This is a genomic window from Flavobacterium limnosediminis JC2902, from assembly GCF_000498535.1.
Lineage (GTDB): Bacteria > Bacteroidota > Bacteroidia > Flavobacteriales > Flavobacteriaceae > Flavobacterium > Flavobacterium limnosediminis.
This window is the reverse complement of sequence record NZ_AVGG01000001.1, coordinates 330,411-349,240: the sequence shown is the minus strand read 5'-3', so window position 1 is coordinate 349,240 and position 18,830 is coordinate 330,411. Positions and strand designations below refer to the sequence as shown.

Sequence of the window (18,830 nt, the reverse complement as noted above, 5' to 3'; positions counted from 1 at the left end):
TCGATTTATCGGGGCGTTTTTTTTATTTTTATGGCATGACACATTTTTCATTCCTCGACAAAGTAAGCCATGAGATTGTTTCTCAATTTGGGGACAGCCTTTCAGAAATAACCATAATACTGCCCAACAAAAGAGCTCGTGTGTTTCTTTTAGAAGCATTGAAGAAGCGGTTGGATCAAACTGTTTTTGCCCCAAATATAATCAGTATCGAAGACTTTATACAGGACGTGGCCGGTGTGAGGTCTGTGGATTCCGTTGAGTTGCTTTTCGAATTTTACAATGTTTATCTTTCGGTAACTCCTGTTGAAATACAGCAGGACTTCGAACTGTTTGCCAATTGGGGAAAAACACTGATTCAGGATTTTAATGAAATCGATCGTTACCTGTTAAAACCCTCGCATGTTTTCTCTTATCTGAAAGATATTGAAGTGCTAAAACGCTGGGATCTGCAACCTTCTGAAACTACCGTATTAATCGATAAACATCTGGAATTCTGGAGCCGACTGCCGGAATATTACGATACGTTTTATCATCATTTGAAAAACAAAGGAATCGGGTATCAGGGATTAATTTATAGAGAAGCAGTTGAAAATCTCCAGTATTTTTCGGAAGCACTGGGTAACAAGAAGCTCATTTTCGCAGGGTTCAACGCGCTGAATCAGGCCGAAGAAAAAATTATACAACAACTATTATTCAACGATCAGGCAAAGATTTACTGGGATATCGATGCCGTTTTCCTAAGTGACGGGCATCACGACGCGGGTTTGTTTATCCGACGGTTCAAAAAGGAATGGAAGCAATTCGCCAATCAGCCTTTCGAATGGATTTCCAGTGAATTCGGAAAAGAAAAGAACATTCAGATTATCGGAACACCAAAGACGATCGGTCAGGCTAAAATTGCCGGAAGGGTTATAGAAGGAATTCAGGCTAATGGTGAAAGTCTGGACAAAACCGCGCTTGTTCTCGGTGAAGAAAACCTGTTGATACCTGCTTTATATGCTTTGCCGAACTCCGTGGAAAGTCTCAACATCACGATGGGTTACAGCAGCAAGAACAACCCCGCCCAGATTCTAATCAGTAAATTGTTCCGATTGCATGCCAATGCGGTGCAGCGCAGTGAGACGAGTTATACCTTTTATTACAAGGAAGTGCTGGACATCCTTACGCATCCTTTGGTGGAACCATACAATAATGCTTCGGACGTAATTAGGAAAATCAATCAGAACAACATTACGTTCTTGTCGCAAAAGAAATTCCTGGAACTCAGTCAGGAACCATCCGAGTTGTTTTTGTTGTTGTTCGGTCGATGGGAGGGTGATGTGCTTTCGGTTTTGAACCGATTGTCAGCTATCATTTTAAAAATAAAATCTTTTTTAGGGGACAATTCCGAAGAAGAAAAGGTGGCCAAAGCGTTTCTGTATTCCATTTTCAAAACCATCAACAAACTGATCAATTATCAGGAAAAATACAACCGTATTGATTCCGTGGCCATGTTGCAAACGATTTACAAGCAGATTATTGATTTGGCCGAAGTGTCTTTTGAAGGTGAACCGCTTTCCGGATTGCAAATCATGGGAGTTCTGGAAAGTCGCGTGTTGGATTTCGATAACGTGATCATTACGTCCATGAATGAAGGCGTGTTTCCGGCCGGAAAATCGATGAATTCGTTCATTCCGTATGATGTGAAGCGCGAGTTGGGGCTGCCGACTTACAAGGAAAAAGACGCTATTTACTGCTATCACTTCTATCATTTGCTGATGCGCGCCAAGAATATATATCTGCTGTACAACACCGAAAGCGAAGGTTTGGATGCGGGCGAGAAAAGCCGTTTCATCACCCAGCTGGAAATCGAAAAACAGCCCAAGCATACCATCACGCATCAGATCTATAATGCCTATTTGCCGGACAAAGCTTATGAGCCGATTGTTGTTCCGAAATCTGATAGAGTGATGGAAAGGCTGAAGGAAATTGCGACAGATAAAGGATTCTCACCTTCGGGATTGACGAGTTACATCCGAAATCCCATGCAGTTTTACAACCAGCGGGTTTTGCGTATTTCGGAAGTGGAAGAGGTGGAGGAAAACATCGCATTGAATACTCTCGGAACCATCATTCACGGTGCTTTGGAGGAATTGTACAAGCCGTTTTTAAACCAATTTTTGTCGGTTGACAATATAAATGAAATGCTTTCCAAGGCGAATGGCGAAGTCGAAAAGCAATTCCGCGAAGTCTATAAGGAAGGTGAAATCAAGAAGGGGAAGAACCTGTTGGCTTTTGAAGTAGCTAAACGCAATGTCTTCAATTTTTTAAACGAAGAAAAAAAGTTAATTGACCAAGGTGATGTGGTGAAAGTACTCGCACTGGAAATTTCGCTGGAGCGTATATTGGAAGATGCCCGTTTGCCATATCCTGTGAAAATAGCCGGAAATGTAGACCGGATCGAACAACGCAACGGAAAAATCCGAATCATCGATTACAAAACCGGAAAAGTGGAACTCAGAAGTGTTCAGCTCAAAGACTGGAACGGATTGATATCGGATATTAAAAACGACAAAATCATCCAGTTGTTGTGCTATGCTTTCATGTACGAAGAGCAAAAGAACGGCATGGAACTGGAAGCCGGAATCGTTTCGTTTAAAAACATGCGTGCCGGTTTTTTACCTTTTGGGATTAAGGAAGATAAAAATGCGGATGTCGTAATCAGCGCAGAAGTTTTAAAGGCTTTCAAAACGGAAGTTGTGAGTTTAATCAATGAGATTCTTGATGCTGAAATTCATTTTGAGGAGAAGGTTTAACATTTCATTATAATTTTCTTACATATTTTTTCATTCCTTTACGAGTACAAAATGTAAGTTAATTATTAAAATTGCTGTTAATCCGCTACGTATTTATGAAAAACATTTTCACGCTTCTTGCTGTTCTTTTGATTAGTCCTTTGTTTGCTCAAGATGCTGCTCCGAAATTCAACCTTGATTTCGAAGAATTGTCCGAAGGGAAAAAATTGCCTACAGATTGGATCAAATGGGGCGATTATCCGCTCGAAAAAGATTCTGTAACCACCCAGTCCGGAAACTATTCCATGCGGATTGAAACCGAAAACGGGGAATCTTTCGGATGTGTGGCGTACCAGCTGCCGGCCAATTATAAAGGAAAAAAAATCACACTGGAAGGCTATGTGAAATATGAAAATGCCCGCGACGGTTTTGTGGGATTATTGATGCGTTTGGATAAGCAAGGTGCTTCCGTCGCTTTTGATAACATGCAAAGGCAGAAACTACAGGGAACGCAAGACTGGAAGAAATACACTATAGATCTGAATTTTAAAGGAGATCCGGATAAGGTTTACGTAGGCGGTATTATGGTCGGAAAGGGGAAAGCCTGGTTTGACAATTTTAAAGTTTACATCGACGGAAAACCAATCGAAAGTTTAAAACAGGTTGAAATAGAGCCTTCTCTAGTAGACAAAGACATCGAATTTGACGGCGGTTCAAAGTTTAGCGCTACCGTTTTGAATGACACGCAAAAAAGGAATCTGTTTGTGCTGGGGAAAGTATGGGGTTTTGTAAAATACCACCATCCGGCGATAGCCAAAGGAACCATCAGCTGGGATTATGAACTGTTCCGAATATTACCGAAAATAAACGAAGAAAATTTCGATAATGAAGTAGTACAATGGATCAATAAATTAGGAACGTTCAAAACCCGTGAACAGAAACTTCCCGATACGGCCGATACGAAACTACTGCCCAACAATCAATGGCTGACAGACACTAATTTATTGTCCGCCGAATTGACAACGTTGCTGCAAAAAATAAACAAAGCCGACCGAAGCAGTACCAATTACTATTTGGCTTTTCACAATGGGGTGAACAATCCCGATTTTAAGAACGAAAAAACGTATGCTTCCATGAGCTATGATGACAGTGGTGTAAAACTACTGGCGTTATTCCGATACTGGAATATGATTGAATACTTTTTTCCAAACCGACATTTAATGGACGAAAACTGGGATGCGGTTTTAAAAGATTTTATTCCGAGAATGACCACTTCAAAGGATCAGAAAGAATATACGTTAGCGTTGTTGGAGTTAATCGGAAAAGTACAGGATACACATGCCAACATTTGGCGCCAGAATACTGTGCTGACTGCATTTTTTGGTGAAAATGTTGTTCCGATCAGCCTGAATTTTGTGGAAAATAAGGCGGTTGTCGTGAAATTGCAGTCGGAGTTTAAAGACAATTCCGTTAAGGTGGGTGACATCGTAACTGAAATCAACGGCGTGAAAGTCGACGACTGGATTAAGGAAAACATAAAGTATTTCCCGGCCTCCAATTATTCGACACAGTTACGCGATATTGCAGGAAAACTGTTGCGAACCAATCAGAAAAATTTAGAAATTACGATAGATACCGGAGCAGAAATCAAAAAAGTAACGCTTGCCACGATTCCGAATAAATATTTTAGAGAAGATCCTGCTTCGCACAAAGTGCTTAATGATAATATCGGTTATATTTATCCGGGTAGTTTGAAAGAAGGCGAAATCGATGAGATTATGCCGAAATTTATGGACAAGAAAGGATTAATTATCGATTTGCGATGCTATCCGTCAGATTTTATAGTTTTCAGTTTGTCTAAATATCTTTTGAATGAGAAAAAAGAGTTTGTGAAATTTACGGAAGGCAGCAGTAAAACACCTGGATTGTTTACGTACAGAAGCGGCAGTTCTATAGGTGGCAGTAACAGTGATGCTTTTAAGGGGAAAGTGGTGATTTTAGTTAATGAAGTAACACAAAGTAACGCCGAATATACCGCAATGGCGTTACGAACCGCGCCCAATTCCGTTGTTTTGGGAAGCACTACGGCCGGTGCTGACGGAAATGTTTCGGCGATCTATTTACCGGGAAGTATTTTTACCTTTATCTCAGGAATCGGGGTTTTAACACCGAATGGTTCCGAAACACAACGCGTTGGGATTCTTCCGGATGTTAAAGCCTTGCCGACTGTCAAAGGCATCCGCGAAGGTAAAGACGAAGTGCTGGACAGAGCTATTACAGTGATTAACAACTAACTTTTTTAAATCGTCCGCTATCAGAAAATTAAACAACCTTATCGCTTTTTACCGGAGCACTTTACCGGTGAATTTGGCTATCTCACTACTTCCTATACTGTTTTTACGGTTTTATGAAGTAATTTTTCTATTCATTAGTTTCGGATTTGGAATTAGTCTTCTGTTTAAGGAATTAAAAAATAAAGAAGAATATTTGTTCTATCATAATAACGGACTGTCCAAAAAACAGTTGTTGTTTTATACTGTTATACTGAATCTTGTTTTTGGGGTGATACTATTTATACTTTGCTCTTTTTTGATATGAGGCATATTCTGGAAATTGACAGTGTTCAGAAATACTATCAGCATAAATTAGTAGTTTCCGATGTGTATCTCAAATGCGAAACCGGTGACATAATAGGATTGCTGGGACGAAACGGTTCCGGGAAATCGACCTTGCTAAAAATCATTTTCGGAATTGTTCCTGCGGATTACAAGTTCGTCCGCATTGACGGAAAACTGAAGCTAAAAACCTCCGAATTATTAAAAGAAATCGGTTATCTGTCTCAGGATAATTTTATTCCGAAGCATTTTTCGGTTTCCAAAGCCATCCGTTTGTCGATTCATAAAGAGAAAATGGATTCGTTTTGTAACGACGAAATGATTCGGTCAATTTTGGATAAGAAAATCAGTCACTTGTCGGGAGGCGAATTAAGGTATCTGGAAATCAAACTGATCTTGTTCAATGCGTCAAAATTCGTTTTACTCGATGAACCTTATAATGGATTAGCGCCGGTAATGGTGGAAAAAGTGAATCGGCTAATCAGAGAAAATGCTGAACACAAAGGTATTATCATTACCGATCATAATTACCGGAACGTCATCGAGGTGTCATCAAACTTAATCCTGATGACGGCCGGAAAAACTCATCATCTCAAAGATAAAAACGAGTTGATCGACAGGGGTTATTTGAAAGTAGGGATGATTTAAGGCTATTAAACAGAGAAGCACAAAGAAACCGCCGAGAAGCGCAAAGTTTTGAAATCCGTAAAAATCTGCGTTGCCAGTACCCGTGTTATCCGCGTTTCCTTTTTGTCACAAAGTTAAATCCCTTTAAAAAAATCCAACAGCACTTTTCCCAATTTGTTTCTGTTTTCGATGTGACTCATGTGTCCATCGGGAAAGGAAGTGAATTTGACATCAGTTCCTTCAAGTTGCTCCAGATTTTCATCATAGTTGAGTACCGGATCTTTTTTGCCTAAAATCAGCATAATCGGATACGGAGCGAAATGCAGTAACACCTCGCGGTCGTTGCGTATTTTCATCCCTTCCAAAGCGGCAACAATGCCCTGAAGCGGCGTTTTTAAAGCTTCAAGTTTTACGCTTTCAATTTCGTTCACCAATCTTTCGCGGTTGTCTTCACTGAACAAATTAGCAATCGACATTCGGATGAAAGCGGAATAGTTTTGTTTTACGGCAATGATGGCACGGTCGCGATTTAATTTACGTTCGTCGCTGTCGGCACGGGAAGTCGAGTTTAAAAGCACCAGGCCTTTTACGTTGTCCGGATACAATTCGGCGAAAGCCAAAGAAACGTAACCACCCATCGAATGTCCGACAAAAATCGCTTTCCGGATGCGCAATTCGTGCAAAACGGCGTGAACAGCATCGGCCATATCCTCCATCGTGTGTACGTAACCCATGCATTCGGTTTGACCGTGACCTAACAAATCAATGGTGATGACGCGGTATTTCTTAGCAAAATCCGCCACATAAAAATCCCACATGGTTGCATTTTCCAGAAAACCGTGCAGTAGCACAATAGCGGTTCCTTTTCCGGTTTCGGAATAGGCGATTTTGGTGTTTTTATGGAGGAGTGTTTTCAAAAGGAATTATTCTAAAGTTAGGGCGTAAATTGCAAACGAAGCAAGCCAGTGTCCGCCACCATAGCCGCTTTCGAATAAAACAGGTAATGATTTGGTTATAAACGCATCGGCGGTTTGTTTGAAATGTTTACTTGTTGCATTGTTTTTGGGAAGTTGTTTCGCGATATTTTTCATGTTCCACGCTCTGCTGAACGATAAACCATCTAAATGTACGATATGGTAATCACTACGGTCGCTTACCGTCGGTAGGGTACAGATTCGTTTCAATCCGTCTTTGGTGAAGTAGTGCTTAAACCATTTAAGGAACTCGTCTCTTGGAAGAAGGCGTGTCATCAAATCGGCGACTTGCAGGCTTGGAGAAAAAAAATCACTGCCGTCAGGTTCCAAATAAGCGGGAATTTTTGAATTTGAAAAATAAAAACCTTTTCCTTTTTGGGTGATTTGTTCAAGGAAAATTTTGTCGTTAGTGGCTTTGGCCCAATCGTAAGCGAAACAAAGACCGAAAGCGGTATTTGGGTGTACACCAGTTCGATTTGGATAAGTTTCCTTAGGTAGGTAGGCTTTCCAAAACTGTACAATTTTAGCGGTTAAAGGTTGCAGGGCTTCGTGCCATTTCTTTCCTTGTGGAGTATTCCAGGTGTACAATTCTTCATCTAATTTTAATAACCAAGCCCAGCCGTAGGTTCGTTCAAAAATGGAGGAAGCGGTATACTTTCCGAAGTAATTGGCCTCCAAAATCATTTTTTCTTTTTGAAATGAGTTGTCCAATACGGCTATGATGGAATCTTTGTTTTTCAGGTTGGGAAATGTTTTCAGAAGTTTTACCAGCATCCAGTGGCCGTGAACGCTGCTGTGCCAGTCAAGACATCCGTAAAAGACTGGATGTAGTTCGTGCGGAAGCAATACTGCGTCTTTTTCAGAATCAGATAAATGAGAGGTTTTATTTGGGAATTCAGTGTTAATGCAATGTAACGGTAATTGGCTTAATTTTAAAGCAGTCTCTTCTGTAAGCTGTTGTTGTGCAAAAAAATTCGTGACTGAAAAAAGAAAAAAGAATAAATACCTCATGGCTTTTTTGTTAGGACTACAAATCTATTCAACATTTTGGTGAAACAAAAATTAAGATAAAAAACGGCTCACAAAATCTGTGAGCCGTTTCCATATCTGTAAACTGAGACTGAGAACTGACTAAACGTTCATTAAACTCTCAATTTCCTCCGTTTCAATCGGAATGTTGCGCATTAAGTTGAAAGGCTCTCCTTTTTCCTGAATCACCACATCGTCTTCCAAACGGATGCCGAAACCTTCTGCAGGGATATAAATTCCGGGTTCCACCGTGAATACCATATTGGCTTCCATCGGTTGGTGTAATAAGCCGTAATCGTGCGTGTCCAATCCCATGTGGTGGGAAGTTCCGTGCATGAAATATTTTTTATAGGCCGGCCAATCCGGATTTTCGTTTTGTACATCGGCTTTGTCGATCAATCCTAAACTTAACAATTCCGAAGTCATGATTTTACCCACTTCCACGTGATATTGCTTCCAGTAATTTCCGGGAACCAACATTTTGGTGGCTTCGTTCTTTACACGTAAAACTGCATTGTAAACCGCTTTCTGTCTGTCTGTGAAACGACCGGAAACCGGAATGGTACGTGATAAGTCACTGGAGTAATTCGCGTATTCCGCGCCAACATCCAAAAGTAATAAATCACCATCCTTACACTGTTGGTTGTTTTCGATATAGTGCAATACATTGGCATTCGCACCTGAAGCGATAATCGGGGTATAAGCGAAGCCTTTGGAACGGTTTCTTAAAAATTCATGTGCCAGTTCGGCTTCGATTTCATATTCCATCACGCCCGGTTTCACGAAAGGTAAAATTCTTCGGATTCCCTTTTCGGTAATGTTGCACGCGTGCTGGATCAAATCGATTTCTTCGCTTTCTTTTATCGAGCGTAAAACCTGTAAGATCGGATTGGATTTTTCCACTTTATGTGCCGGATAATTTTCCTTCCACCATTTTACAAAGCGGGCTTCACGGGTTTCGGTTTCAATCGTGGCGCGATAATGCTCGTTGGTGTTGATGTAAATCGTATCGGCGTATGCCATAACTTCCTTCAGTGTTTTATGGAAATCCTGAAGCCAAATTACTGTTTTTACTCCGGCTACTTCAAACGCACGTTCTTTGGTTAGTTTTTCGCCTTCCCAAACCGCAATGTGTTCGTTGGTTTCCTTCAAAAACAAAATTTCCTTCAGGTTTTCATAAGGGGCATCCGGAAAAAGCAATAAAATGCTCTCTTCCTGATCCACGCCGCTCAGGTAAAAAATGTCACGGTGTTGTGTAAAGGGCAAAGTACTGTCGGCTGAAACGGGGTAGATGTCGTTCGAGTTGAAAACAGCCACGCTGTTCGGTTTCATTTGTGCCGTGAATTTACTTCTGTTTTTTATGAATAAATCACGGTCTATCTGATGGTATTTCATGATGAAATAAAATTTAAAAGATGTACAAGATTTCAAATTTATAAACTTTAAAAGCAAAAAGAGGTATTCCTGAATTTTTTTTATAGTATTTTAATATATTGCAATAATATATTGTTAGTTATCGTTCGTTTATCGATTTGATATCTGTAATTTTTTTTCACACTAAAACATACTATCATGACAATTAAAAACCTGTTGTCTCTTACCGCATTGTCGTTTGCGCTGTTTTCATGTTCGGATAAGGATGATTCCGTAGTGATTACGCCTCAGGAGCCGCAATTAATAGTAAAGTTTAAATTTGATCCTACGCAGGTTCGTTTGAATAATCTTGGTCAGCCATCAACGGTTTCGGCTGGAAATGCGGCGCAATCACCGGTTTTTAATAAAATAAGCTCCCATTATCTTGAGTTGGCGCCGAATGCCGCTACGGCACTGGGGGGAGGGACGGTTTTATACCATGCACCTGAAACAACGGCCGGAGGGTTAAATGCGATTGATTTCAGTAAGGCGAAAATTGTAGGGGAAGGCGAGGCTTTTTTGTCGATTCCTCTGAAAAGTATAGCTGTCGGAAGTTATGAATGGGTCCGCTGTTCCTTATCATATCAGGATTACAATATCAATGTGCTGAGCGGAGGAACCGAATACGTTGGAACGTTAGCCAGTTTTGTCGGTTTCAGAAATTATATAACCACATTTAATTCGGGAGGGTATTCTTTTACGGTTAATGCCAATAAGAATCAGGGTTATTGGGCCTTTGGGCTGCAGGGAGTTCCGTATTCAACCTCCGGGCAGGCTCCTGCAGGGGCGACCACGGTTCCGAATCCCTTGTTTGCAACATCTCCGATTCCATCAGGCTCTTGTGTGGTAACAGGAAATTTCGCTTCCAATCTGGTGATTACCGGAAATGAAACGCAGGATATTATTGTCACGCTTTCGTTGTCGGTTAACAACAGCTTTGAATGGCAGGAAGTTAATGTTGACGGGAAGTATGAACCCGCTGCCGGAGAAAATGTCGTAGATATGGGATTGCGCGGTTTGATTCCGAGTTTTGAATAACAATTTAGAAAGCCATTCTTAGCGAGTGGCTTTTTTTATTGGAAACGCCGACATTTTAAATTCATTATAAATTAGCGGTAAACATTTGTGGTTAAAATCAAATAGCCTTATTTTTGTTTGATTTTTTAAAAACTATTACACTCAAACTAACACTATGGCAAAATCTGCACTTTTAAAGTCGTCCATTGCAAAAAAATACTGGATGGCTCTTACGGGTTTATTTTTATGCTTGTTTTTGGCAGGTCACCTGGCCGGAAATCTTCAATTGATTTTTGGCGATGCATTACAGTTTAATCAGTATGCATTATTCATGACTTCCAATCCGGCGGTAAAATTATTATCTTACGTTACCTACTTTTCAATTCTTTTCCACGCTATCGACGGGATTATGTTGACTATTCAAAACAAGAAGGCAAGACCGGTAGCTTATGCAATGAACAATCCGAGTAACAACAGTACTTTAGCATCCAGAAACATGGCGGTTTTGGGAACTTTGATTTTGGTTTTCATTGTTACGCACATGGTTAACTTCTGGGCGGTAATGCATTTTGATAAAAACATGCCTTTGATGAAGCAAACCGTTGAAGCTCAGGGAATGAAGCAAGAAGTGTATTTGGGAAGAGAAGTTGGGCAATTTTATCCGGCAGATCAGATTCAATTGGCGACAGAACCTGCGAATCCAATGATGCCAAAGCCAATGGTAATCAAAAACGGAACCGATATTTACAACGCTCAGGCTAATGTGAAAATTGGAGAGTTGTTTAAAGATTTGCACAAAATCACTTTTGCATTCTTCCAAAATCCAAAAACAGGTTTGCTTGCAACTATTCTGTACGTATTGGCAATGGGTGTTTTGGCATTCCATTTATTACACGGATTCCAAAGTGCATTCCAATCGTTGGGGGTAAACAACAAGTTCACTCCGGCTATTAAGACTTTCGGAAAATTATTTGCAATCATCGTTCCTTTATTGTTTGCGATCATTCCGGTTTACATTCACTTTGTTAAATAATCAACATCAAAATATATGAAGTTAGATTCTAAAATACCAGAAGGGGCACTCGCCCAAAAATGGACCAATCATAAAAATCACCTGAAATTAGTTGCTCCTAACAATAGACCAAAAATCGATATTATTGTAGTAGGAACTGGTTTGGCCGGAGCTTCGGCTGCTGCTGCTCTTGGGGAAATGGGATACAATGTAAAAGCATTCTGTTTTCAGGATTCTCCTCGTCGTGCGCACTCTATTGCGGCTCAAGGTGGAGTAAATGCTGCTAAAAATTACCAAAATGACGGGGACAGTGTTTACCGTCTTTTCTATGATACTATTAAAGGTGGTGACTACCGTGCGCGTGAAGCAAACGTTCACCGTTTAGCGGAAGTGTCAGGAAATATCATCGACCAATGTGTGGCGCAAGGTGTTCCTTTTGCCCGCGAATATGGCGGAATGTTAGACAACCGCTCGTTCGGTGGAACACAGGTACAACGTACATTCTATGCTGCCGGACAAACAGGACAACAATTATTATTAGGAGCGTATTCGGCTTTATCAAGACAAATCGGATTAGGACGTGTGCAAATGTACAACCGTCACGAAATGTTGGATATCGTTAAGGTAGATGGAAAAGCGCGTGGAATTATCGCTCGTGATTTAATCAGTGGTGAAATCCAGAGACATTCAGCTCATGCTGTTGTTATTGCAACCGGAGGATACGGAAATGTGTATTTCTTGTCTACCAATGCAATGGGAAGTAACGTAACTGCAGGATGGAAAATCCACAAACAAGGGGCGTTATTTGCTAATCCATGTTATGTGCAGATTCACCCAACTTGTATTCCGGTTCACGGAACGAATCAGTCAAAATTAACCTTGATGTCTGAATCGTTACGTAACTCGGGTCGTATTTGGGTTCCAAAGAAAAAAGAAGATGCAGAAGCTATTCGTGCCGGGAAATTAAAACCAACACAAATTGCGGAAGAAGACAGAGATTACTACTTAGAGAGAAGATATCCTGCGTTTGGTAACTTAGTACCTCGTGACGTAGCTTCCAGAGCTGCAAAAGAGCGTTGTGATGCCGGTTACGGAATCGAAGCTAATGATACCAATGAGGGGGTTTACTTAGATTTCTCTACCGAAATCCAAAATAAAGGGAAACAAGCGGCGTATGCCAAAGGAAACCACAACCCTTCTGCCGAAGAAATCACGGCTTTAGGAAAACAGTGGTTGGAAGAAAAATACGGAAACTTGTTTACCATGTACCAGAAAATTACTGACGAGAATCCATACGAGACTCCGATGAAAATTTATCCGGCGGTACATTACACTATGGGTGGTGTATGGGTGGATTATAACTTACAATCAACTATTCCGGGTTGTTTCGTAGCAGGTGAAGCCAACTTCTCTGACCACGGAGCGAACCGTCTTGGGGCATCGGCTTTAATGCAAGGTTTGGCGGATGGTTATTTCGTATTGCCTTACACGATCTCTAACTATTTAGCTGACGAAATCAGAACAGGAAAAATTTCAACAGATTCTCCGGAATTCTTAGAAGCAGAAGCAAGAGTTAAAGATTCTATCAACAAATTCCTAAACAATAACGGTACGAAATCGGTAGACTATTTCCATAAGAAATTAGGTTTGATTATGTGGAATAAAGTGGGAATGGGACGTAATGAAGCGCAATTAAAAGAGGCTATTACCGAAATCGCTCAGTTAAAAGAAGATTTCTACAAAGATGTTTATGTACCTGGTAGTGCAGACGAATTTAATACGGAATTGGAAAAAGTATTAAGAGTGGCTGACTTTATCGAATTAGGTCAATTAATGGCAATGGATGCTTTACAACGTAAAGAATCTTGTGGAGGTCACTTCCGTGAAGAATACCAGGATGCTGAAGGAGAAACGTTACGTGATGACGAAAACTTCAAATTTGTTGGTGCTTGGGAATACAAAGGCGATGATATCAGCAAAGAAGAACTTCACAAAGAAGAATTGAAATACGAAGAAATTAAAATTGCAGCTAGAAATTACAAATAGAAAAATTATGAGTGCAGCAAAAAATATAAATATAAACCTTAAAATTTGGCGTCAGAAAAACGTTAAATCAAAAGGTAGCATGGAATCTTATAAGTTAGATAATGTTTCTACTGCAAGTTCGTTTTTGGAAATGTTAGACCAATTAAACGAGCAATTAATTAACGAAAGAAAAGAGCCGGTTGCCTTTGATCACGATTGTCGTGAAGGTATTTGCGGAATGTGTTCTTTATACATCAACGGACGTGCGCACGGACCGGATACTGGAATTACAACCTGTCAGTTACACATGAGAATGTTTAACGATGGTGATACGATTTATATCGAGCCATGGAGAAGTAAAGCGTTTCCGGTAATTAAAGATTTAGTGGTAGACAGAACTGCTTTCGACAGAATCCAGCAGGCTGGTGGTTTCGTTTCGGTAAATACATCCGGAAATACTATTGATGCCAATGCGATTCCGGTTCCGAAACACGATGCGGACAGATCTTTCGAGGCTGCTGCATGTATCGGTTGTGGTGCTTGTGTGGCTACGTGTAAAAACGGATCTGCGATGTTATTCGTGGGAGCTAAAGTATCGCAGTATGCCTTATTGCCACAAGGTAAAGTGGAAGCAACACAACGAGTAATGAATATGGTACGTCAGATGGACGAAGAAGGATTCGGTAACTGTACCAATACAGGTGCTTGTGAAATCGAATGTCCGAAAGGAATTTCTTTGGAAAACATCGCCCGTATGAACAGAGAGTACTTAAAAGCGAGTTTAAAATAAAAATCTGATTATGAAAAAGTTTACGGCATTACTGTTTGCGGCTGTGTTTGCAGTTTCCTGCAGTTCCGATGATGATTCTCCTGCTGGGGGGAATCCTACAACATCTCCAATGGTTGCTACAGTTGATGGACAGACTTTTTCAATGCAGCCTGAAGTTGGAGGAAATCTGAGCGATCCGTCCGGAGGGATGTTTGGCTCAGATTTTCATCTGTTGGAAGGGTATAAGGTGGTAAATGTGGTTGGTACAATAACTTCCAGAGAACCAATTGTAGCACATGATTATTATATCCGATTGGCAATTCCGAAAATCGGTATTGCTGCCGGAACCTATAATTTTACCGGCAACCAATTGCCTGACGGATATTTTGCCGATTTGGAAATCACTTCAGAATCAGCCGGTGAGGGTGAAGATGAAGAGACTGCCGGCGGTACAATTATCGTCGAGAGTTGGGATGTCACTACTAACAGATTGAAAGGGACTTTTGAGTTTACAACCAATGACGGAGTATCATCTGATCAAACACACTTTGTTTCAGGGTCTTTTAATTATATCCTCCTTGCTGAATAGCAATGGGATTTAAAGAATAAAAATCAAAACGCATCTAAATTTGGATGCGTTTTTTGTTTTTCCTATATTTAATAAAAAGTTTCGTTATGCAAATTTCTATCATTCAGGCACCTCTTTTTTGGGAAAACCCGGAGGTCAACCGTAATTATTTCTCCGCCAAGATTCAAGTCATTCCCGAAGAAACGTTATTGGTTGTTCTGCCGGAAATGTTTACGTCCGGATTTACAATGAATCCGCACGAGGTTGCGGAAGACATGGACGGTGAAACGATCCGCTGGATGAAGGCTACAGCCATGAACAGGAATATTGCAATTACCGGGAGCATCATTATCCGTGAAGACGATAACTACTATAACCGATTGTTATTTGTATTTCCAACTGGTGAAATCGAGTATTACGATAAACGTCATCTGTTTTCATTGGCCGGAGAAGATAAGACCTATACTAAAGGAAATGATAAAAAGATTATCAATTATCTTGGATGGCGCATTTGTCCGTTAATTTGTTATGATTTGCGCTTTCCTGTTTTTTCACGATTTGACGACGATTACGATTTACTGATTTATGTGGCTAACTGGCCGCAACCCAGAATCATTGCCTGGGATACCCTGTTAAAAGCCCGTGCAATCGAAAATATGACGTATGTGGTGGGGGTTAATCGCGTAGGGGAAGATGAAAATGACAACAATTATCCCGGTCATTCCCAAATTTTGGATTATTTCGGGGCTTTTATGGTGGAACCTTCGGAAAAAGAAATGGTTTTTTCAGTTCGATTAGATAAAGAACTGATGCTGGCCAACCGGAATAAATTCGGATTCCTTCGCGATCGTGACAGGTTTACTTTGTCAGAGTAAAAGTTTCATCGACATCCCAATTGGCATTCACACCCAATACCACAGGAAAATGAACGACTTCTTCAGCCTGTCGTTTTTCAAGAAAGCTGCCCGTAGTCCATTCTCTGTCCTTGTTATCGTCGTAGATGATGCGAAGCGTGTATTTGTTCGGTTCCAAAGATTCAAAATTCAACACGGTTTCCTTTTCGGAATAAGCTGAAGCGAGAACATTTTCCTTGCTGTCCAACAATTCCACGATAATGGGAAACCGATTCACATTCTGTAAATTAAGTCTGAAATTACCATAATCGGTTAAATTTTTAGTGCTTATGGAAAATTGTAATGAGTCATTTTCCTTGTCGTAAAAATCTTTTAAGGCGCCAGGGAATAATCGGATGTCGTATTTCTGGTTTTCTTCCTTCTTGAAATCAATTGTGATTTCCTGGTCCATTTCCTTATATTCCGTGGTAAAGTCAACTTTGGTCGAATCCTTTTTGGTTATTGCAATTTTGGAAGGGTCTATTTTGGATATGGGTAACGTTGTGGTTAGGGCAAAAGTTTCCCTGAAGTGTAAAATACCTTTTTGTTTGGTGTTGATGGCTAAAGTATCACGGGTTTTCATTTCCTTGATTCTGGAAGTGAAGGTTTTGCTGTAATTGTCGTTGGTAACACTTATCTGAAGGGAATCCGCTTTCAGTTTCGGAATCCAGATATTAAGTGAGTCTTTCCCGGGAAATCGGGTGAGTCTCGAATCAATAATTTGGTTTCCGTTGCGCACGGTTACCTTAGTGTTTTTCGGATTTCCTTCGTATCCCATGACTAATTTGTCGGCGCTGGCCTGCGAAGGTTTGTAGGCTTTAAAAACTGGCTTTTCTTTAAATAATTCAACCTGATACAAAGTGTCGGTGGGAAGGGTGATTTCCTGTTTCAGAAAACCTATTTTGTCGTCTTTTGGGTCAAATTTGTAGTTGTTGTTTTCGTCTTTTAGCGCTATCAGACGGTATTTTCCAGGTTTCATGTTTTCCAGTACGTAGGCTTTTAAACTGTCAAGCGTATTGGTAACATAAAGAGGTTGTTTTTTATAAACGGTGGAATCGGTATACGTTACTGCATCGTAAAGCATTACACTTACGAAATGATCCGGCTTTTTTGAATAGGCATCTTTGATGGTTCCGCCCAATTTCAATGAATCGATATAACTGCCCGTTGAAAAAACATATTTGAATTGTGAATACGGATTCCCCTCGTTATTGTCAGTAATGCTCTGTCCGAAATTAAAACTGTAAGTGGTGTTGGACTGTAAAGTGTCCAATATTTTTATGGTGATGAATTTGCTCGCATTCCCCATCGGGACAATTACCGGAGCATTTTTCATGGGTGGCGAAATAATCAGTTGTTTGTTGATATCTTTTATCTTGATGTATTCGTTAAAGTTGATCTTGATAAAATCACCTTTGAAGTCCGTGCTGAAATTTTTCGGCGAACTGCTTACAATCACAGGTGGAATGGTGTCTTTTCCGCCACCGGTAACCGTGCCTCTTTTTGCGCATCCTGTCGCCAAAGCGGAAAGAATGACACTGATGGAAAAAAAGATAAAAAATAGTATGTACTTTGATTTCAACATTCTGAATTGCATTTAACAGCACAAAATAACAATTATATTTAGAGGAAACGAAATGTTTTCTGTAAAATTATGAATGGGCAAAGGCAATGGTGATGATGCTTACTTTTGCATTCGGGATTTTTAAAAGTGCTTTTCCGCAGGCTTCCAATGTGGCGCCGCTTGTAATGACGTCGTCAACCAGTAAAAAATGTTTTCCGCAATCGTTTTCAGAGAAATTGGCTTCAAACAGAGTAGTGTCTATTTCGGTTCGCCCCAAAAGATTTTTTTTGGTTTGTGTCTTGGAATAGTGTTTTCGGATCAGCAGCGTGTCGTTAAAAGGGATGTTAAGTCCTTTGGCTAAAGTGGTTCCGAATGGTGTTGCCTGATTATATCCTCTTTCCCGAAGTCTTTTTTTGTGTAACGGTACCGGAATCACCGCATCAAACTTTTCCGCCAAATGAATTTCATTTAATTCCGTGTAATACAGATTTCCGAAAAGCGTTCCTATTTCCTCGGCACCTTTATATTTTAAGTTGTGGATGAGTTGTTGTACGATTCCTTTTTTATGAAAATAGACAATGGAAGAAGCGTGTTCGACAGGAAGTCTTCCGTAAAATTTTTTAAAGGTCTCGTTGTTCTTAACAGAATGGTGATTTGTAAAGGGTAAATCGTGACGACATGCGGAGCAAATCACTTCTTCGTTGGTTAACAAAGGGGTGTTGCAACCATGACAAATTGAGGGAAAGAGTAAGTTGACCAGGTTTTTTATCATTTCGTCGATTTTTTTGGTTAGTTAATGGGAATAATGGTAGCTTCGACATTATTTTTTGATAAAATGCCGCAAAATAAATTACTATACTTAACCGCTTCGGGGGTTGGGATGCTCACCATAGGATTGATTATAGTTTCTTTCAAACTGTATGATTTTTCTGTAAAAAATAATGAACTCAAAGATAAAATAACTTTGGAGAAATCAATACATCAGAATCAGATTTCTGAGATATTGAAAAGATATGATTCCGTTAACAGAAATTATAGCGATGGGGTTTCACTTGTAAAGAAATCTGCTACAGTTCGTAAAGTTGCTCCTTCAGGTCAACTAAACTTCAGAAAAGGTAAAAATACAACAGCAAAGGAGGTCGAGAAAAAACTTTCTGCCTGTAATATCAACGCACGTGGTGTGCGGTTAATTTCACGAGATGTTGTTGAGACCTGCGTATCCTCAAAAATTGATCAGGTACGTATCCGTTTCACTTTGGAAGAAAACAGGGATCTTGAATCGGGAAACAAGGAAATCGCTATACAGATAATCAATCCTAAAAAACGTCTGCTCGCCTTAAAAGGTAAATCAGAGACCCAATTGGTCAAAGAAGTCTACTATGACCGACTCAATACTGATGCTTGTGTATTTATTGATCTGTACCAGCACCAACTGATTGTTGGGGATTATAAAATCAATCTTGTTCACAATGGGGAAGTTATCGGTTCCACCAATTTCAGAGTCAATTAAAAATCTTCCAAAAAGATAGTTTTCAGACTATTTTTTCCCG

At 40.2% G+C, this 18,830-nt stretch carries 15 protein-coding genes; 10 read left to right on the top strand and 5 right to left on the bottom strand.

Annotated features, from left to right (window positions below; all coding sequences use genetic code 11):
• Positions 1-35 precede the first annotated feature (35 nt).
• From FLJC2902T_RS01550 to FLJC2902T_RS01535, 3 genes are all read left to right on the top strand, one after another.
• A complete protein-coding gene (locus FLJC2902T_RS01550; RefSeq protein WP_035676651.1) occupies positions 36-2,795 on the top strand; it encodes a PD-(D/E)XK nuclease family protein in 2,760 nt (919 codons plus the stop codon).
• A gap of 95 nt (positions 2,796-2,890) precedes the next feature.
• Positions 2,891-5,068 carry a S41 family peptidase gene (locus tag FLJC2902T_RS01545; RefSeq protein ID WP_023578025.1) on the top strand — a complete coding sequence of 726 codons (2,178 nt, stop codon included), beginning with the start codon at positions 2,891-2,893 and terminating at the stop codon, positions 5,066-5,068.
• Between the two features lie 300 nt (positions 5,069-5,368).
• Complete coding sequence (locus FLJC2902T_RS01535) at positions 5,369-6,037, top strand: ATP-binding cassette domain-containing protein (protein ID WP_023578024.1); 669 nt, start codon at positions 5,369-5,371, stop codon at positions 6,035-6,037.
• 113 nt (positions 6,038-6,150) lie between these two features.
• On the opposite strand, the gene FLJC2902T_RS01530 is transcribed toward FLJC2902T_RS01535, so the two are convergent.
• The 3 genes from FLJC2902T_RS01530 to FLJC2902T_RS01520 all read right to left on the bottom strand — a co-directional run bounded on the left by FLJC2902T_RS01530 (position 6,151) and on the right by FLJC2902T_RS01520 (position 9,414).
• A complete protein-coding gene (locus tag FLJC2902T_RS01530) occupies positions 6,151-6,933 on the bottom strand; it encodes an alpha/beta fold hydrolase (RefSeq protein WP_023578023.1) in 783 nt (260 codons plus the stop codon).
• A gap of 6 nt (positions 6,934-6,939) precedes the next feature.
• Positions 6,940-8,001: a DUF2891 domain-containing protein gene (locus tag FLJC2902T_RS01525; RefSeq protein WP_023578022.1), complete on the bottom strand. Its 1,062-nt coding sequence runs from the start codon at positions 7,999-8,001 to the stop codon at positions 6,940-6,942.
• Between the two features lie 120 nt (positions 8,002-8,121).
• Positions 8,122-9,414, bottom strand: a complete 1,293-nt coding sequence (locus FLJC2902T_RS01520; protein ID WP_023578021.1) for an aminopeptidase P family protein — start codon at positions 9,412-9,414, stop codon at positions 8,122-8,124.
• A gap of 177 nt (positions 9,415-9,591) precedes the next feature.
• On the opposite strand from FLJC2902T_RS01520, the gene FLJC2902T_RS16635 reads away from it, so the two are divergent.
• From FLJC2902T_RS16635 to FLJC2902T_RS01490, 6 genes are all read left to right on the top strand, one after another.
• Positions 9,592-10,470 (top strand): hypothetical protein, encoded by an 879-nt coding sequence (locus tag FLJC2902T_RS16635; RefSeq protein WP_023578020.1) that lies wholly within the window; start codon positions 9,592-9,594, stop codon positions 10,468-10,470.
• A gap of 154 nt (positions 10,471-10,624) precedes the next feature.
• Entirely contained in the window at positions 10,625-11,482 is an 858-nt protein-coding gene (locus FLJC2902T_RS01510; protein WP_023578019.1) for a succinate dehydrogenase cytochrome b subunit, read from the top strand.
• A 15-nt stretch (positions 11,483-11,497) separates the two neighbouring features.
• Positions 11,498-13,507, top strand: coding sequence for a fumarate reductase/succinate dehydrogenase flavoprotein subunit (locus FLJC2902T_RS01505; protein WP_023578018.1), 2,010 nt, complete (start codon positions 11,498-11,500; stop codon positions 13,505-13,507).
• Positions 13,508-13,514: 7 nt separating this feature from the next.
• A complete protein-coding gene (locus FLJC2902T_RS01500) occupies positions 13,515-14,276 on the top strand; it encodes a succinate dehydrogenase/fumarate reductase iron-sulfur subunit (RefSeq protein ID WP_035676647.1) in 762 nt (253 codons plus the stop codon).
• A 10-nt stretch (positions 14,277-14,286) separates the two neighbouring features.
• Positions 14,287-14,844 (top strand): hypothetical protein, encoded by a 558-nt coding sequence (locus FLJC2902T_RS01495; protein ID WP_023578016.1) that lies wholly within the window; start codon positions 14,287-14,289, stop codon positions 14,842-14,844.
• Between the two features lie 86 nt (positions 14,845-14,930).
• The gene (locus tag FLJC2902T_RS01490; RefSeq protein WP_035676644.1) at positions 14,931-15,698 is read left to right on the top strand and encodes an amidohydrolase; all 768 of its coding nucleotides are present in this window, start codon (positions 14,931-14,933) and stop codon (positions 15,696-15,698) included.
• On the opposite strand, the gene FLJC2902T_RS01485 is transcribed toward FLJC2902T_RS01490, so the two are convergent.
• Together FLJC2902T_RS01485 and FLJC2902T_RS01480 are read right to left on the bottom strand one after the other, a co-directional pair.
• Entirely contained in the window at positions 15,682-17,301 is a 1,620-nt protein-coding gene (locus FLJC2902T_RS01485; RefSeq protein ID WP_023578014.1) for an Ig-like domain-containing protein, read from the bottom strand. The two genes, FLJC2902T_RS01490 and FLJC2902T_RS01485, sit on opposite strands and share 17 nt — an antisense overlap.
• A 67-nt stretch (positions 17,302-17,368) precedes the next feature.
• Complete coding sequence (locus tag FLJC2902T_RS01480; RefSeq protein WP_035676638.1) at positions 17,369-18,052, bottom strand: ComF family protein; 684 nt, start codon at positions 18,050-18,052, stop codon at positions 17,369-17,371.
• Positions 18,053-18,115: 63 nt separating this feature from the next.
• On the opposite strand from FLJC2902T_RS01480, the gene FLJC2902T_RS01475 reads away from it, so the two are divergent.
• The gene (locus FLJC2902T_RS01475; protein ID WP_155958838.1) at positions 18,116-18,790 is read left to right on the top strand and encodes a hypothetical protein; all 675 of its coding nucleotides are present in this window, start codon (positions 18,116-18,118) and stop codon (positions 18,788-18,790) included.
• The last annotated feature ends 40 nt before the right edge of the window (positions 18,791-18,830 follow it).

Bases quoted from the DNA above. Each gene is read 5' to 3' on its own strand.
- FLJC2902T_RS01495 (WP_023578016.1), top strand. From the start codon at position 14,287: ATGAAAAAGTTTACGGCATTACTGTTTGCGGCTGTGTTTGCAGTTTCC.
- FLJC2902T_RS01480 (WP_035676638.1), bottom strand. From the start codon at position 18,052: ATGATAAAAAACCTGGTCAACTTACTCTTTCCCTCAATTTGTCATGGT.
- FLJC2902T_RS01485 (WP_023578014.1), bottom strand. From the start codon at position 17,301: ATGTTGAAATCAAAGTACATACTATTTTTTATCTTTTTTTCCATCAGT.
- FLJC2902T_RS01520 (WP_023578021.1), bottom strand. From the start codon at position 9,414: ATGAAATACCATCAGATAGACCGTGATTTATTCATAAAAAACAGAAGT.
- FLJC2902T_RS01535 (WP_023578024.1), top strand. From the start codon at position 5,369: ATGAGGCATATTCTGGAAATTGACAGTGTTCAGAAATACTATCAGCAT.
- FLJC2902T_RS16635 (WP_023578020.1), top strand. From the start codon at position 9,592: ATGACAATTAAAAACCTGTTGTCTCTTACCGCATTGTCGTTTGCGCTG.
- FLJC2902T_RS01545 (WP_023578025.1), top strand. From the start codon at position 2,891: ATGAAAAACATTTTCACGCTTCTTGCTGTTCTTTTGATTAGTCCTTTG.
- FLJC2902T_RS01525 (WP_023578022.1), bottom strand. From the start codon at position 8,001: ATGAGGTATTTATTCTTTTTTCTTTTTTCAGTCACGAATTTTTTTGCA.
- FLJC2902T_RS01505 (WP_023578018.1), top strand. From the start codon at position 11,498: ATGAAGTTAGATTCTAAAATACCAGAAGGGGCACTCGCCCAAAAATGG.
- FLJC2902T_RS01510 (WP_023578019.1), top strand. From the start codon at position 10,625: ATGGCAAAATCTGCACTTTTAAAGTCGTCCATTGCAAAAAAATACTGG.
- FLJC2902T_RS01490 (WP_035676644.1), top strand. From the start codon at position 14,931: ATGCAAATTTCTATCATTCAGGCACCTCTTTTTTGGGAAAACCCGGAG.
- FLJC2902T_RS01550 (WP_035676651.1), top strand. From the start codon at position 36: ATGACACATTTTTCATTCCTCGACAAAGTAAGCCATGAGATTGTTTCT.
- FLJC2902T_RS01500 (WP_035676647.1), top strand. From the start codon at position 13,515: ATGAGTGCAGCAAAAAATATAAATATAAACCTTAAAATTTGGCGTCAG.
- FLJC2902T_RS01475 (WP_155958838.1), top strand. From the start codon at position 18,116: ATGCCGCAAAATAAATTACTATACTTAACCGCTTCGGGGGTTGGGATG.